Source organism: Echinicola strongylocentroti, from assembly GCF_003260975.1.
GTDB classification, from domain to species: domain Bacteria; phylum Bacteroidota; class Bacteroidia; order Cytophagales; family Cyclobacteriaceae; genus Echinicola; species Echinicola strongylocentroti.
On sequence record NZ_CP030041.1, the window covers coordinates 1,894,329 to 1,909,701 of the forward strand.

Below are 15,373 nucleotides of genomic sequence, written 5' to 3' on the forward strand. Positions count from 1 at the left end.
CGGAGAGATTCGGTTTTCAATTTTTATCGTTGGCGCCTCTTAGGCCAGCCAGCTGGCTACCTCTTCTTTGCTCGGATTTTTCACCTCCAGCTTTAACTTTTTGCGTTTTCCGCACACATCGTTAAAGAGCTTGTTGGCATCTTGTTCCTTCAGCTGCTCGATGGTGTGGATGTTCAGCTCACGGATGGCAGGAATCAGTCCTGCATCGATACCAAGAGCAATAAAATCCTCATCGGTGGCGATCTTCACCTTTTTCTCAGGCCGCATCTGCGGAAAGAAAAGCACCTCTTGGATGGTGCTGTTATCGGTCAGCATCATGGTCAGTCGGTCGATACCGATGCCAAGTCCGGAAGTTGGCGGCATGCCATATTCCAGTGCTCGCAAGAAATCCTCGTCCATCGCCATGGCTTCATCATCACCCCTTTCGGCCAATTTCAATTGATCCTCAAAACGCTCCCGCTGGTCGATTGGGTCATTAAGTTCGGTATAGGCGTTTCCGAGCTCCTTCCCGTTGACAAATAGTTCAAATCGCTCCACCAAGCCTTCTTCGGTACGGTGTTTTTTGGCAAGAGGAGTCATTTCGATAGGATAATCTGTAATGTAGGTAGGCTGGATCAAGTGGTCCTCCACTTTTTCACCAAAGATCTCATCGATCAACCTTCCTTTTCCCATCGTGTCATCAACTTCAATATTAAAATCAGCGCAAACTTTTCTAAGTTCTGCTTCATCCATCTTGCTGACATCCACTCCTGCATACTCCTTAATGGAGTCAAACATGGTCAACCTTCTGTAAGGACCGGCAAAATCAATCTCCTGGCTTCCTACTTTCACCTTGGATTGGCCATGAAGGGTCACGGTTATTTTTTCCAACATATCTTCCACCATCTCCATCATCCAGATATAATCCTTGTAGGCTACATAAATTTCCATCGAGGTATACTCTGGATTATGAGTACGATCCATGCCCTCATTTCGGAACATTTTACCAAACTCATAGACCCCATCGAAGCCCCCAACGATCAACCGCTTCAGGTGAAGTTCGTTAGCGATACGCAGGTATAGCGGCATATCAAGTGAATTATGGTGCGTATTAAAAGGCCTGGCTGCGGCCCCACCGTGCACAGCTTGCAGGATCGGCGTCTCCACTTCCAACCATCCATGGTCATCAAAATACTTCCGCATATTGGTAATGATCCTGGAGCGCGTCAAAAACACGTTTTTCTTCTCGGGGTTTACCGTCAGGTCCACATACCGCTGACGATAGCGTAATTCTGGGTCGGTAAAACCATCGTACACGTTCCCGTCCTCATCTCGCTTCACCACTGGAAGTGGTTTTACTGACTTACTAAGCACCGTCAGTTCTGTCACATGTAGTGATATTTCACCTGTCTGTGTAGTAAAAATATAGCCTTTTACACCAATAAAGTCACCAATGCCCAAGAGCTTTTTAAACACTTTATTATAGAGCGTTTTGTCCTCATCTGGGCAGATATCATCACGACGTACATAAATCTGCAATCTTCCTGAGGAATCCTGGATTTCGGCAAAAGACGCAGATCCCATGATCCTTCTGCTCATCAACCTCCCTGCTATGGTAATGTCCTTGTAGTCGTTCTTGTTGTTTTCATAATTCTTATGAATATCTTCAGCAGATGCGTTGATGGGAAACTGGATGGCCGGATATGGATTGATGCCTAGCTTCATCAACTCTTCACGGTCTTTCCGTCTTTCTATCTCTTGTTCACTCAGTAATTGCATAGCAAAGTATTGTTAAATTATTGTTTTCTTGAGCGACGCCCTTCGCGCCATCTCATTTTTGATCAGTTCAAACTCTCTACTGCTTTGGCCAGCCACGCTGGTATTTTCTGACGCCCTTCTGTAAAGATAAGGCATCACTGCTTCCACAGGACCGTAGGGCACATATTTGGCCACATTGTAACCGGCAAAAGCCAAATTGTATGAAATATTATCACTCATCCCATACAACTGGGAGAAATAGACCTTCTTGTCCCCAGCCGCTACACCATGCAAGTTCATCAGCTCGGTAAGGATAATATTGCTCAGCTCATTGTGTGAGCCACTAACTAGGTAAATGCGGTCTTTGTGTTCCATAGAAAACTTCAACGCCTCATTATAGTCGTTATCAGTATCCTCTTTGGTATCTTGTATGGGGCTCGGATAGCCTCTTTCCTCGGCCCTGTCCCTTTCTTTCTCCATATAAGCACCGCGAACCAGTTTCGCTCCCACATGATAGCCTTTTAGCTCGGCCTCTTCGTGTGCCTGCTTCAGCAAGCCCAGCATATCCTTACGGTACATCTGGAAGGTATTGTACACGATGGCCTTTTCTTTATTGTACTTCTCCATCGCCTCATAGGCCATGTCGTCAATCACATCCTGAAACCAACTTTCTTCCCCGTCTATCATGATGCGAACATCATATTCATAGCCGGCCTTACAAAGCGTATCTACCCGGTCTTTTAACCGCTCAAAAGCCGCTTCCTCTTCTTGGCTTAGCTTCTCTCCTGCCTGTACCTTGGTCATGATCTTATAGCTCCCAAGCCCAGTTACCTTAAAAACCGAGAAAGGGATCTCTTTCGCTCCTGAAGACCGTTTGATCGTCCGCAGGATCTCATCCCTGGTAAAGTCATAACTCTTTTCCGTACCTTTGCCCTCTACCGAATAATCAAGAATGGTCCCAATGCCAAATTCCTGTAATTCCTTAATGGACTTGGCACAATCCGCGATACTTTCACCTCCACAAAAGTGGCCAAATATCGTTTTTTTCATGATCCCTTTTACGGGTAACTTCAACTTAAAGGCAATATCAGACAAGCCAGTGCCTATCTTTACCGCCCAATTCTTATCCATTACCGCAAAAAAAAGATACATTTTTCTGAGCTCTACATCCGTCCTGGATGCAAAGGCGATTTCAGTATTTTCAAAAGAAATGTTGGGTTTTGTATTCATCGTTTTGAATCAAGGTGCAAATATATAAAAAAACGCGTCCTGACTACCTTAGCCAGTGTAAATTAATCATACAAGAAACTTGCCACTCTCCCCTTCACAAAACTATCCTTATCTCTGATTTAACCAGAGATAGCCGTCCCTTCTCCAATCTAATATGCATTAATGGATTTATCTGCACCTTCAAACAAAAAAATCACCCCCATATAAAACCACCATATCACCCTCCATAGCAAGCCCTATCCAAATTTTATATGGCAACTCACCCTTCCCGCTATTTTTCTTCACACTACACCCCATCCCCTACGTGCCAAATTCCGTCTTTAACAAAAAATTAATTTAGATTTTATTGGTTTTTTAAAAATCACCAACTAATTTTGATGCCATGATAAAACAAGCAGCTAAATATTTTACCTTCTTCTTTTTTTACTTTCGTCCAAAAGTCGAATCGGAGCTGCTTATTGCCTGAATGAAAAACAAAAATTCAAACATAAACTAAGAAGCCCGATTCGAAAGAGTCGGGCTTTTTTTATTTAAAACCAAATCAATAATGAAAGATCACTTAAGAACATCGGAATGGGGACTGGGCCTTAAAGGACATGTCATCATCGCTGGCCCTTGTAGCGCAGAAACCCCAGAGCAGGTAGAAAAGGTTTGCCTGGAAATGAAAGAGCAAAACGTCATCCCTTCCATGTTCCGTGCGGGCATCTGGAAACCAAGAACCAGACCGGGAAGCTTCGAAGGAATCGGTGAAGATGGCCTGAAGTGGATGGAAATCGTACGCAACCACCTCAACATCCCTATCACCACAGAAGTAGGCAACACCGCTCATGTGGAGCTAGCCCTTAAGCACAAAGTGGACGTGCTTTGGATCGGTGCAAGAACGACCGTTAACCCATTTGCCGTTCAGGAAATCGCCGAAGCCCTACGTGGCACCGATATCCCTGTCATGGTCAAAAATCCGATGAACCCAGATCTTCAACTTTGGTTGGGCGCACTAGAGCGACTTCACGCGGTGGGCATCAATAAGCTTGCGGCTATCCACAGAGGATTCAGCGATGCTTACGACAAGCGTTTCAGGAACAAACCTAATTGGTCCATGCCTATTCACCTGAAAAGAGAATGGAAGGGAATGGAAGTGATCAATGACCCTAGCCACATCGTAGGTAAGAGAGACGGCATATTGGAGATCTCCCAAAGAGCCATTAACTTCGGACTGGACGGCCTAATGATCGAGACCCACCATGATCCAGACAACGCATGGAGTGATGCCAAGCAGCAAGTAACACCTGCCCAACTGAAAGAAATCCTCTCTAAAATCGACTTCAAGAACACCTTGGATGCAGAAAAACCGGGTGAAAAACTACATGATCTGAGAACAGCAGTGGACCATTTGGATGACCAACTGATCGACCTGCTTGTCGAGAGATTCTCCGTGATCGACCAGATCGGCTCCCATAAAAGAGAAAACAAACTTACCGTCTTCCAATCTGACAGATGGAAAGAAGTGATGGACTCCAGAACCGACAAGGGAGTTAAAAAGGGACTTAGTGAAAAATTCATGAAAGAATTGTTATTTTCGATCCATGAAGAGTCTGTAAAGAGACAAGAAAAACAACTGAGAGCCGGAGATCCGGTAAATAAAAACGTCTAACTGAGATTTTAAATATAATCGATCCATTGGAATCAATCATTTTCTCCACGCAGATCGCACCAGACTTGGAGAGGTTCTTGAAATCAAAGAGCTTCTCCAAACTTGGTGTCATCACTGATAGCAACACCTACCAAGCCTGCTACCCCCTCATTCAGGATACACTTCCGGCACATGAGCAGTTTGCTTTTGAAGCGGGCGAGGTGAACAAAACCCTGGACACTTGCCAAAAAATATGGCAATGGATGACCGATTGCGGCTTTGACAGAAAATCACTGATCATCAACCTTGGAGGTGGTGTGACGGGCGACATGGGTGGGTTTTGCGCCAGCACCTACAAACGTGGCGTAAAATTCATCAACATCCCCACCACACTGCTTTCCCAAGTAGACGCCAGTGTAGGCGGCAAATTGGGAGTCGATTTCAACGGCTTCAAAAACCACATCGGGGTCTTCAATGAACCTGAGGCGGTCATCATTTCCGCGGCTTTCTTGTCGACTTTGCCACTACCAGAGCTCCGGTCCGGCTATGCAGAAGTCCTCAAACACGGCCTGATCAGGAACGAAAACTACTTCAACAGCCTAAAGCTACAGCACTGGGAAAATCAAAGCTGGACGGAGATCATTGAGAAATCCGTTTATATCAAAAAAGAGGTGGTCTCCAAAGACCCCAAAGAAGAAGGGCTACGTAAGATCTTGAACTTTGGACACACCGTAGGACATGCGGTCGAATCTTACTATCTGGACACCGAACGACACCTCCTTCACGGGGAAGCTATCGCCATCGGCATGATAGCCGAGGCCTACCTTTCGCAAACCCACATTAGGCTCTCCAAAGAGGACCTAGAAACCATCTCTAATGCACTGCTCCATGTCTTTGGGAAAGTAGAAATCCCTGCTGATGACTTGGAAGCAATTGCGCAGCTTTGCTTTCAGGACAAAAAGAACGATGGCAAAACCATCAATTGTTCTTTGCTAAAAAAGATCGGTGACTGTGATTACAACATTGCCGTAAAACTGGAAGACATCATAGATTCCCTGCATTTTTACAACACCCAACATCCATGAACGACATCATATTGCCAACCAAAAAACACTTTGGCGAAGTAACCATACCACTACCTTCTTCCAAAAGCGAAAGCAACAGGGTGCTGATCATCGATGCCCTGACGGAAGGCCAAAACCAATTGTCCAACCTAGCAGAAGCCAGGGATACGCAGACCATGATCCGCCTGCTAAGTGAAGACCCGGAGACCTTGGACGTACTTGATGCAGGGACCACCATGCGATTCCTGACTGCTTATGCGGCCCTGACCAATCGCCACAAGACCCTCACCGGAACACCACGGATGTGCGAACGGCCTATCGGGATTTTGGTGGATGCCCTCAGAACAATAGGCGCAAAAATTGAATATAAAGGAAAAGAAGGCTACCCGCCCATCGAAATCCAAGGCTTTGAAAAGCAACTGACCAACAAAGTACAGATCAGGGGAGATGTCAGTAGCCAGTATATTTCCGCCCTTTTGATGAATGCCCCCTTATTGCCCGAGGGACTTACCCTTGAGCTTACCGGAAAAATCGGCTCCAGGACCTATATCGAAATGACCTTAGAGCTGATGAAGCAATTTGGGGTTTCCTACACCTTCGAAGACAACATCATTTCTATCACTCCCCAACGCTACAAGAATACTTCATTTACCGTAGAGAGTGATTGGTCTGGTGCCAGCTACTGGTTCAGCCTGCTTGCCTGCGCAGAAGAAGGAAGTTTCTTTCTGAAAGGCCTGAAAGAAAATAGTCTTCAGGGAGATGCCAAGATCGTTGAGATCATGGACAAGCTCGGCGTGCAGAGCGAGTTCCAGGAAGGCGGCATTCTACTCACCAAAAAACCTGTCACCGGACTGGTAAGCTTTGATTTCACGCATTGCCCAGACTTGGCCCAGACCGTTGCGGTCACTTGTGCACTGATCGGACAAAAGAGCCATTTTACAGGACTGGAAAGCCTTCGCATCAAAGAAACCGACAGGATTTATGCCCTCCAACAGGAGCTGGCCAAAATCAACGCAGACTTGAAGGAAGGTGAAAATGAAACATTTACAGTCATTCCCGCCAACAACATTCCCGAAAAGGTAAGCATCGAAACCTATGATGACCACAGAATGGGCATGGCATTTATGCCATTGGTAACACGCACAGAAGTAACAATAATAGATAAGGAGGTAGTCAATAAATCTTACCCAAGTTTCTGGAAACACTGTATATTAGCAGGAATAAAGGCCTAGGAAACTATCGCTTCAACCCGGTTTATGCCCTAGGAATCGTGACAGCCTGTCCCGACCGATGTCGGAGAGGGCTGAAAGGGCAATAAAATCAGTCAGTTTGGACGAATGAGCTTAGCAGCTGATTGGGAGACAATTTCAGGCACAACACCTGTTCGCCAGCTTCCCCACTTCAGCATGATGACGTGGATAGACTGGTGCATATTTCGGGTTCGACTCCATTATGCAAGGGAAAGGCACATCATTTCCCATTACAGTAAATTTATGCTGATCACGTTTTTCTACAGCCTTTAGTCCAATAGTTGTTCATATAATTTTCAAAATCAACGCTCAAACAAGTGACCTCGACTCCGCAAAAACAAAAAGTAGCTATCCAAGGCATCAAAGGATCGTACCATTACCAAGTAGCGCTCAACCAATTTGGGCAGGACATCAATGTGATCGAATGCCTCACCTTCGCGGATTTGATCAAAAAGATCACTTCCAAAGAAGCTGACATCGGTGTTTTGGCACTGGAAAACTCCATCGCGGGAGCTATCCTTCCCAATTACGACCTGATGGACCGAAACAACCTCCAGGTGATTGGGGAATTTTACCTCCCCATTTCACATCAGCTGATGGTGCTAAAGGGGCAGTCCATCGAAGACATCAAAGAGGTGCGTTCCCACCCCATGGCCCTGCTACAGTGCAAGGCGTTTTTTGAAGATTACCCGCATATCAGACTGATAGAAGACATGGATACGGCATCCGTCGCCAAAGAAATCAGCGAACAACACCTCAAAGGAGTGGGCGCCATAGCCGGCAAGTCGGCGGCTGATTTTTATGGACTGGAGATTTTGGCTTCGGACATCCAAACCATCAAAAACAACATCACACGCTTCTGCATCGTTAAAAATGCAGCCGATGCCAAGCAAGTCGAAGGTTTTGACAAGGCTTCCATCAAAGTCATCATCAAAAACGAACAGGGCAGTTTGGCTAAAGTCCTTACGACCATGAGCGCTTACCAACTGGACCTGACCAAAATCCAGTCGCTGCCCGTAATTGACCAACCTTGGCATTATGCTTTTTTCATCGACTTGCTCTTTAAATCCCTGGAAGATTACCAGCAAGCCTTGAAAGAACTGAAAGAAAGAGGCCATCAAATTAAAGTATTGGGAGAATACAAAAACACTAAATAACCACCATGATAGTTCCAGCAGATCGCCTTGGCAACGTAAAGGAGTATTACTTCTCCAAAAAGCTACGTGAGGTCGCCCAGCTCAAAGCGGAAGGCCATCCCATCATCAACATGGGCATCGGCAGCCCTGATCTGGCACCACATCAGGATGTTATTGATGCGCTGAACACTGCTAGCCAGCTGCCAACAGCCCACGGCTACCAAAGCTACCAGGGCATTCCCGCCCTTCGAGAAGCCATCGCTGGTTTTTACCAAAAGAACTATAGCGTCTCCCTCTCTCCGACCAATGAAATACTGCCCATGATGGGATCCAAAGAAGCCATCATGCACATTTCTTTGGCCTACCTTAACTCAGGGGACAAGGTGCTGATCCCCAATCCAGGCTACCCTACCTACTCTTCTGTCACAGAACTGGTCGGTGCCAAGGCGGTGTTTTATGACCTAAAAGGAGAAAACCAGTGGCTTCCTGATTTCGACCAATTGGAAACATTGGCAAGTACTGGTATCAAGCTGATGTGGGTCAATTACCCCCACATGCCCACTGGAGCCAATGCCCCAAAACAGACCTTGGAAAAACTTGTGGCGTTTGCCAAAAGACATCAAATTCTACTGGTCAACGACAATCCTTACAGCTTCATCCTTACCAATGAACCTGAGAGCATTCTTTCCATTGACGGCGCAAAGGACATCGCCCTCGAGCTCAATTCGCTCAGCAAAACTTTCAATATGCCAGGATGGAGAGTCGGGATGCTCTGCGGTCAGGCCACCTACGTGCAGGAGGTGCTAAAGGTAAAAAGCAATATGGACTCAGGAATGTTTCTAGGCATCCAAGAAGGCGCCATTGCAGCCTTAAACCTGGACAAGAGCTGGTTTGAAACAATGGATGCAGTCTATCAAAGACGTCGAGAGGCCGTTTGGAAACTGGCCGAAAGGGTCGGTGCCATTTGTGAACGCAATAGCTCAGGGATGTTTGTCTGGGCCAAACTAGCAGACCAGACAGACCCCATGGCCTTGGTAAACAAGCTCCTGTATGAAAACCATATCTTTATCACACCAGGCGATATCTTTGGCAGTAACGGCCATGGATACATCAGGTTTTCGCTATGTATACCGGAAAACCTCATCCAAAAAGCCTTTGACAGAGTAAACAGCTCGTGGACCAAATAAACAGAAAAAACAGATCCATATGAAGCACATTCATATTATAGGACTTGGGCTTTTGGGAGGCTCGTTTTCACTCGGCCTAAAAAAGGCTATAGCTGGAATTGAAGTTACTGGCTTTGACAAAAACAACGCTCACTTGCAGGAAGCACTATCCCGTGGCATCATCGACCAAAGCAGCGACCAAGTCCCTAAAAATGCTGACTTGGTCATCGTGGCCACGCCTGTGGATACGATCAGTGGCATTGTGGCCAGCTTGCTCGATGATGTATCACCGGAAACACTCATCCTGGATTTTGGCTCGACCAAGGAACACATCTGCACCACCTTGGCAGCACACCCCAACAGAGCAAACTTCCTGGCAGCACACCCCATCGCCGGGACGGAATATGCCGGCCCATCAGCGGCTTTCCCTGACCTGTTAAAGGACAAGATCATGATCCTCTGTGAGCCAGAAAAGACAGCCCTTCACCTTAAATCAAAGGCTTATGAGGCTTTTGAATCACTGGGAATGAAGATCCGATTCATGGAACCGCATGAGCACGACAACCAACTCGCCTTTGTGTCCCATTTATCCCACATCAGCTCTTTTATGCTTGGCAAAACGGTACTGGATAAAATGGAAGACGATAAGCATATTCTGAACATGGCTGGAAGCGGCTTTGCTTCCACCGTCAGGCTGGCCAAAAGCTCTCCGGCAATGTGGACGCCCATCATGAAAGAAAACAAGGAAAACATCCTTGAAGCGCTGAATGGCTATATCGAAAACTTGGCTACTTTCAGAAACCTCCTCACCAGTGACCAGTTCGAGCAATTGGCCGAAAAAATGAAAAATGCCAACCAGATCGGCGACATTTTGGATTTAAAAGGCTAGCTACCTGCTCCTATATCGACCTAAAATAATCTACGGCATACCGTAACCGACTACCATACCAAGAGAACATTTCACCATCCACTAGGAGAACCTTTGTGGCGGGAAGTTCCATTTGCAAGGCCTGCACATGTTTCTCTTTAAAGGGAAATGGCTCTGAACTCAACAACAAAAATTCAGGGGAAAGCTCTTTGATTTCTTCTACCGCTATTACGGGATATCGATTCTGAATGATCAAATTCTGAAAGCCCGCCTTGGCCAACATCTGATCAATGAACGTCCCACCGCCAGCAGCCATATACGGTTCTTGCCAAATCAAATAGACCGCAGAACCTTTTCTATCATCCTCTACTTGAAAACCGCGGCTAATTTCCCTCACCAGCAACTGCGACACATCTTTTTTCCCAGTGATTCCCCCAATCTCCTGTATCATTTGGAGGGCATCTTCCAGCGTAAAAATATCGCTCATCCAGACCGGATATTTTTCAGCCAGCTGCTCGATTCCTTCCCTATAATTTTCCTCTTTGTTTCCGATAATCAAATCCGGTTGTAATTCATCGATCGCCTCAAATCGGAATTTCTTGGTACCGCCAATGATGGTTTTTTTCTGACGCAGCCCCTTAGGATGCACACAAAACTTCGTAATACCAACCAACTGCTCTTCCAGCCCCAAGTCAATCAGCAACTCCGTCTGAGAAGGCACTAGGGAAACAATGCGCTTGGGGAAGACCGGAATGGTCACTTTCTGTCCCATTTGGTCGATGTACGGCTTATCTGTCATTTTCTATCATTCTAAGATCGAAGCTAAAAAAAATCCCCGAATGCTCCGGGGATTTTTTTGATATTAAACCGTATGAAGAAAATTTTCAACAATCAATCTTATCGTAATACATGGAGTGGAAAAACGGTCTCCTCGTCCCACTCCATTCTTTATTTATAATTGGGCTTATACCCTGGCGGGGTATGTATATCTCAAAAGTAAAAAAGTTTTTGAAACTTAAAAACTTTCGATTACCTATTTTAATATATTATTATTTTTTCATACCAGCTACAAACTGAAAAATTTCATCTCCTTTACTTTCACATTCAACAACCATTAGAAAATGTACTATCAACTATTTAAACCAGATCAAGCAATATTTCTGGGGGAATAAAGCGCTGTTGGTGCGTATTGGGTTTTAGCGTGAATTTATAAGCGCTAGGAAGGTAATTGCTGCTAAAACAATGAGATTATTTTTGATGTTTACCATTGGTGTTGCTCATGGCTAAGGATGTTACGCATTTTCAGGGCTTTTTATGCTACCTGTCTTTTCCGATTTAACCCGGATTATGCGTTAGGAATCGTAGTGAGAGCTGAAATTGCAAGAAAATCAGTTAGTTTGGAGGTATTAGCGTAGCACCGCTACGGTTATGCCGAAAACTAAAGTGAAACGGCTGATTTTGAAGCAGTTTCAGGTCGCAACAGATAGGCTAATGCATATTCCGGGTTCAATGCCGTTTAGTTAAGGGGATTTCCTTCTTTTCATATACCTAAAAGTCCTTTTTTTGATTGACTTTGGCTGGGGAAACCTGATCATCTTGGTGGATTTTATCCTTTTCCTTTTTTCCCCCGAAAGCCTTCGGGGCAGGCTATTGATGAAAAAAGAAAGAAAAAAATCTAGGCCGGTGGTCTGCCCTTTAAAATGGGACATAGATTTCCCATGCGACGTGGATCCGTCACCCATTTTAATTTCCACCCGATGGCTACGGCCTAAAAGTGAGTGGGTCTCGCTGTTCCACGACGCGAGCCAACTCCCTTTCTTAACGGCCTCCACCATCGACTGGAAAACAGGCATACCAAGGGCCGTAATAAGGAAGCGATACCTTTTTTGGCTCAGGGGGGCTTATAGTTCTCGCTCAACTTGGTTACTTAAGAAAATATACCACTACATGGAATAATGATGATAATTTATCCATAAGAAACTTATTAACCGGATCCGCCTTGCAGGTATTGGGCGTTAAGAAATTAAAAAGCGGGTGGGCAAAAAGGCAGGCTTGTTTGACGAAATGCTGCCCAAAAAGAATGTTGGCAGCTAAAGAAGGTTTACCTGGCTTTAGATAGGCCTGCTTGGCTTTAGACAGGAGGAGTTTGCCTGCATGAGGGGAGGTTTTAATTTTAGGCCAATAGATGCACAGCGGCGGGGTTTTTTGGTTACTTTTTTGACCTGAAGCAAAAAAGTAACAAAGGTAAAGGGATGAAAAACACCTAGGAATTTAGCAAGAAAAATAACTGCCCAAGGAAAAAATATAGAACCAATATTTCCAAATACACACTAACTAAACGGCATTGATTCCGGCTTAAAAAACAGGGAATTCCCGAATCTGCTGGTAAGCACCTGAATCAGCATCGAACTGCAAGCAAATATGCTGCATGCCGTTACTTATGGCCATAAATTGAGCTTGTATGGTCTTATTGTACACGCAGACCTGTTCCACGGTTTTTTGGTTGAGCTTCACTTCCGGAGCTTTACACTCGACCAGAAGAAAGGGAGCCCCTGACCGATCAAGCACAAGGATATCAAACCGCTTTTTTAAATGATTGTACTTCAGTCCTTTTTCCAGCGCAAAAAGACTTTTAGGATATTTTTTGAAAGCTACCAAATAATAAATGATATGCTGCCGCACCCATTCCTCAGGTGTCAAAACCAAATATTTCTTTCGTAAGGCGTCAAAAATAGTTAATTTCCCACCTTCTGCGGTAATTTGGAAATCAGTAGTTGGCAAATTAAGCGCAACATTAAGAAAAGGATAATCTGCTGCTGTCATGCCACAAATATCCAAGCTTATTAGATGATTTTAAAACTAAGTTCAACAAAAATGAAAAGAATTTATTCCCTCCTGATCGGTTTATCCTTTTTGCTATTGGCCTGCAATAAAAAAGAGCCCGCCGACCTTATCGTCCACAACGGGCTAGTTTACACCGTCAACAGCGATTTTGACCAAGCCACAGCCTTTGCTGTAAAGGACGGAAAATTCCTGGAAGTCAATTCCAATGAGAACATTCTCCAGAAATATTCCTCCTCAAAAACCATTGACCTAGAAGGCCAATTTGTATACCCTGGGCTAATCGACGCACACACCCACTTTTATCGGTACGGTACTGGGCTCAAGGTAGCCGATCTCACGGGCATATCGTCCTTCCAATCCTTAGTAGAAACCGTCAAAGAGCACAGAAAAGAACACCCTGACCTAGCTTGGATACTGGGCAGGGGCTGGGACCAAAATTTATGGCCTGAAAAGGAATTTCCTGAAAAAAGCTTACTGGACAAGGCCTTTCCCGACACCCCTGTGCTACTTACCCGAATAGATGGGCACGCAGCCATAGCCAACCAAAAGGCGCTGGATCTCGGCGGCATATCGGCCAATACCTCTATCTTAGGAGGCAAAGTGATACTGAAAATAGGACAACCGACCGGTGTATTGATAGACAATGCCATCGATCAGGTATCTTCAAAAATCCCTGACATCACCATCGATGCCGCTCGTCAAGCGCTCTTGGACGCACAGAAAAATTGCTTCGCAGTGGGGCTGACCACAGTGGTAGATGCCGGGCTGGACAAATCCACCATAGACCTCATCGAAAGCATGCAGCAGGAAGGTAGCCTCAAAATGCGCGTCTATGCCATGATCAACCCTACTGAGAAAAACAAAGCTCATTATTTCGAAAAAGGACCTTTCCAAAACGAATCACTTACCGTAAGGAGTTTTAAGATTTATGGAGATGGGGCTTTGGGATCAAGGGGCGCATCACTCCTTGCACCGTACCATGACGCTCCCAACGAACTGGGCTTTCTCTTGAATACTCCCGAAAACTTCCTATCCCTGGCCCAGGAAATCCACGCACATGGCTTCCAAATGAACACCCACTGCATTGGTGATTCAGCAAACAGAACCTTATTGGACATCTATGCAAAGGTGCTTATGGGAAAAAACGATCAGCGGTGGAGGATCGAACATGCCCAAGTCGTCCACCCTCAAGATATCCAGAAATTTGCTAAATTCAACATCATCCCTTCCGTCCAACCTACCCATGCCACCTCCGACATGTACTGGGCAGAAGACCGACTAGGACACGAGCGGATCAAACATGCCTATACCTACAAAGACCTCATGCAACAGAATGGATTGATCGCACTGGGAAGTGATTTCCCAGTAGAAAACATCAATCCACTATTTGGGTTTCATGCGGCCATTGCCCGTCAAGACGACAACAACTGGCCAAAAGGCGGATTCCAACCAGAAAACAGCCTCACTCGTGAACAAGCACTGAAGGGAATGACCATCTGGGCGGCATATGCCAATTTTGAAGAACACCTTAAAGGCAGCATTGAAAAAGGCAAGCTAGCAGACTTTATCATCACCAAAAAAGACCTGATGACAGCTCCAGAAGAAACCCTGAGGGACATCAAGGTACAAGCTACCTTCCTTGGAGGAGAAAAGGTGAATTAAGAACAGCTAAATTGAACCCGAAATAAGCATAAATTGTGTCGAAGACACATGGAAAGCTGGCATCAGTGACACATTCGCCCTACCTACTCTAAGTTAAGGTAGGGCTTCACCCTCTCCAGCCACTCCTTGGAAAAAATCTTAATACGGAGCAAGTCATCCAAGGACCGGTACTGACCGTGCTGTTCGCGGTAAGCGACAATGACTTTGGCCTCACCGTACCGAATATAAGGATGAGCAGCTAATTCTTTAGGACTGGAAGTATTCAATGGAAGCTGCTGATAGATGGCTGGCGTAAAGGAAAAGTACTCAAACACCCTTTTGGCCACATCCATCTTAAGCCCATACACGTCAAGCAATTGCTCCTTTTGGTGCAGCCCACCCAAGCTTTGGCGAAATTTCACTATCCTTCCTGCCAGTGTAGGCCCAATACCCGGAACCACTTGCAACACCGCCGAGTCAGCTTCTGCAAAATCCATTTTCATTAATTCAGGTCTTCTCTCCCGATAATCCTCCCAGCTCCCGGTATCGAAGACCGCCCGTCGATCTCCTATTTGCTGAAACAGCGCTCCTGAATCCCGCTCCACGACAGCGGACAAACTATCTACCTTCAGCAAATAACCTTGATAGATGTCCTCAGATGACTGATGGCCATACCACGCCAATAGCCTTGGAATGATCGCAAGGAAAGTCAATACAGGAATCACCAGCACAAACCCCTTGGATTCACGCTGCGTAAAGCCCAAATAGCTTCTTAAAAAGTATCGTAATTTCTTTTTCATAGTAGTT

Annotated in this window: 13 protein-coding genes; 7 read left to right on the forward strand and 6 right to left on the reverse strand. The window is 45.5% G+C overall.

The genetic code is table 11. The features are described 5' to 3' along the window. Positions 1-39: 39 nt before the first annotated feature. Positions 40-1,758: a lysine--tRNA ligase gene (gene lysS / locus DN752_RS07140; RefSeq protein WP_112783308.1), complete on the reverse strand. Its 1,719-nt coding sequence runs from the start codon at positions 1,756-1,758 to the stop codon at positions 40-42. Between the two features lie 12 nt (positions 1,759-1,770). Further along, the gene (locus tag DN752_RS07145; RefSeq protein ID WP_112783309.1) at positions 1,771-2,967 is read right to left on the reverse strand and encodes a proline dehydrogenase family protein; all 1,197 of its coding nucleotides are present in this window, start codon (positions 2,965-2,967) and stop codon (positions 1,771-1,773) included. Positions 2,968-3,514: 547 nt separating this feature from the next. On the opposite strand from DN752_RS07145, the gene DN752_RS07150 reads away from it, so the two are divergent. The 6 genes from DN752_RS07150 to DN752_RS07175 all read left to right on the forward strand — a co-directional run bounded on the left by DN752_RS07150 (position 3,515) and on the right by DN752_RS07175 (position 10,102). Then, complete coding sequence (locus tag DN752_RS07150; RefSeq protein ID WP_112783310.1) at positions 3,515-4,618, forward strand: chorismate mutase; 1,104 nt, start codon at positions 3,515-3,517, stop codon at positions 4,616-4,618. Between the two features lie 26 nt (positions 4,619-4,644). After that, a complete protein-coding gene (gene aroB, locus DN752_RS07155) occupies positions 4,645-5,682 on the forward strand; it encodes a 3-dehydroquinate synthase (protein ID WP_112783311.1) in 1,038 nt (345 codons plus the stop codon). Beyond that, a complete protein-coding gene (locus tag DN752_RS07160; RefSeq protein ID WP_112783312.1) occupies positions 5,679-6,893 on the forward strand; it encodes a 3-phosphoshikimate 1-carboxyvinyltransferase in 1,215 nt (404 codons plus the stop codon). The genes aroB and DN752_RS07160 overlap by 4 nt, the downstream gene beginning before the upstream one ends. Before the next feature lie 335 nt (positions 6,894-7,228). Further along, the gene (locus DN752_RS07165) at positions 7,229-8,068 is read left to right on the forward strand and encodes a prephenate dehydratase (protein ID WP_112783313.1); all 840 of its coding nucleotides are present in this window, start codon (positions 7,229-7,231) and stop codon (positions 8,066-8,068) included. 5 nt (positions 8,069-8,073) lie between these two features. Next, a complete protein-coding gene (locus DN752_RS07170; RefSeq protein WP_112783314.1) occupies positions 8,074-9,234 on the forward strand; it encodes a pyridoxal phosphate-dependent aminotransferase in 1,161 nt (386 codons plus the stop codon). Positions 9,235-9,253: 19 nt separating this feature from the next. Then, a complete protein-coding gene (locus DN752_RS07175; RefSeq protein WP_112783315.1) occupies positions 9,254-10,102 on the forward strand; it encodes a prephenate dehydrogenase in 849 nt (282 codons plus the stop codon). Positions 10,103-10,112: 10 nt separating this feature from the next. Here the strand turns inward: DN752_RS07175 and DN752_RS07180 are convergent, their stop codons facing one another. From DN752_RS07180 to DN752_RS07190, 3 genes are all read right to left on the reverse strand, one after another. Further along, entirely contained in the window at positions 10,113-10,880 is a 768-nt protein-coding gene (locus tag DN752_RS07180; RefSeq protein ID WP_112783316.1) for an ABC transporter substrate-binding protein, read from the reverse strand. 721 nt (positions 10,881-11,601) lie between these two features. Beyond that, positions 11,602-11,934 carry a hypothetical protein gene (locus tag DN752_RS07185; protein ID WP_162633149.1) on the reverse strand — a complete coding sequence of 111 codons (333 nt, stop codon included), beginning with the start codon at positions 11,932-11,934 and terminating at the stop codon, positions 11,602-11,604. 502 nt (positions 11,935-12,436) lie between these two features. After that, entirely contained in the window at positions 12,437-12,904 is a 468-nt protein-coding gene (locus DN752_RS07190; RefSeq protein WP_112783318.1) for a type I restriction enzyme HsdR N-terminal domain-containing protein, read from the reverse strand. A 51-nt stretch (positions 12,905-12,955) separates the two neighbouring features. Between DN752_RS07190 and DN752_RS07195 the strand changes: the two genes are divergently transcribed. Next, positions 12,956-14,587 carry an amidohydrolase gene (locus DN752_RS07195; protein WP_112783319.1) on the forward strand — a complete coding sequence of 544 codons (1,632 nt, stop codon included), beginning with the start codon at positions 12,956-12,958 and terminating at the stop codon, positions 14,585-14,587. A gap of 83 nt (positions 14,588-14,670) precedes the next feature. Here DN752_RS07195 and DN752_RS07200 read toward each other — a convergent pair whose 3' ends face one another. Then, the gene (locus DN752_RS07200; protein ID WP_112783320.1) at positions 14,671-15,366 is read right to left on the reverse strand and encodes a ComEA family DNA-binding protein; all 696 of its coding nucleotides are present in this window, start codon (positions 15,364-15,366) and stop codon (positions 14,671-14,673) included. Positions 15,367-15,373: the final 7 nt, after the last annotated feature.

Bases quoted from the DNA above. Each gene is read 5' to 3' on its own strand.
- lysS (WP_112783308.1), bottom strand. From the start codon at position 1,758: ATGCAATTACTGAGTGAACAAGAGATAGAAAGACGGAAAGACCGTGAA.
- DN752_RS07180 (WP_112783316.1), bottom strand. From the start codon at position 10,880: ATGACAGATAAGCCGTACATCGACCAAATGGGACAGAAAGTGACCATT.
- DN752_RS07175 (WP_112783315.1), top strand. From the start codon at position 9,254: ATGAAGCACATTCATATTATAGGACTTGGGCTTTTGGGAGGCTCGTTT.
- DN752_RS07190 (WP_112783318.1), bottom strand. From the start codon at position 12,904: ATGACAGCAGCAGATTATCCTTTTCTTAATGTTGCGCTTAATTTGCCA.
- DN752_RS07170 (WP_112783314.1), top strand. From the start codon at position 8,074: ATGATAGTTCCAGCAGATCGCCTTGGCAACGTAAAGGAGTATTACTTC.
- DN752_RS07145 (WP_112783309.1), bottom strand. From the start codon at position 2,967: ATGAATACAAAACCCAACATTTCTTTTGAAAATACTGAAATCGCCTTT.
- DN752_RS07195 (WP_112783319.1), top strand. From the start codon at position 12,956: ATGAAAAGAATTTATTCCCTCCTGATCGGTTTATCCTTTTTGCTATTG.
- DN752_RS07160 (WP_112783312.1), top strand. From the start codon at position 5,679: ATGAACGACATCATATTGCCAACCAAAAAACACTTTGGCGAAGTAACC.
- DN752_RS07200 (WP_112783320.1), bottom strand. From the start codon at position 15,366: ATGAAAAAGAAATTACGATACTTTTTAAGAAGCTATTTGGGCTTTACG.
- DN752_RS07185 (WP_162633149.1), bottom strand. From the start codon at position 11,934: ATGCCTGTTTTCCAGTCGATGGTGGAGGCCGTTAAGAAAGGGAGTTGG.
- DN752_RS07150 (WP_112783310.1), top strand. From the start codon at position 3,515: ATGAAAGATCACTTAAGAACATCGGAATGGGGACTGGGCCTTAAAGGA.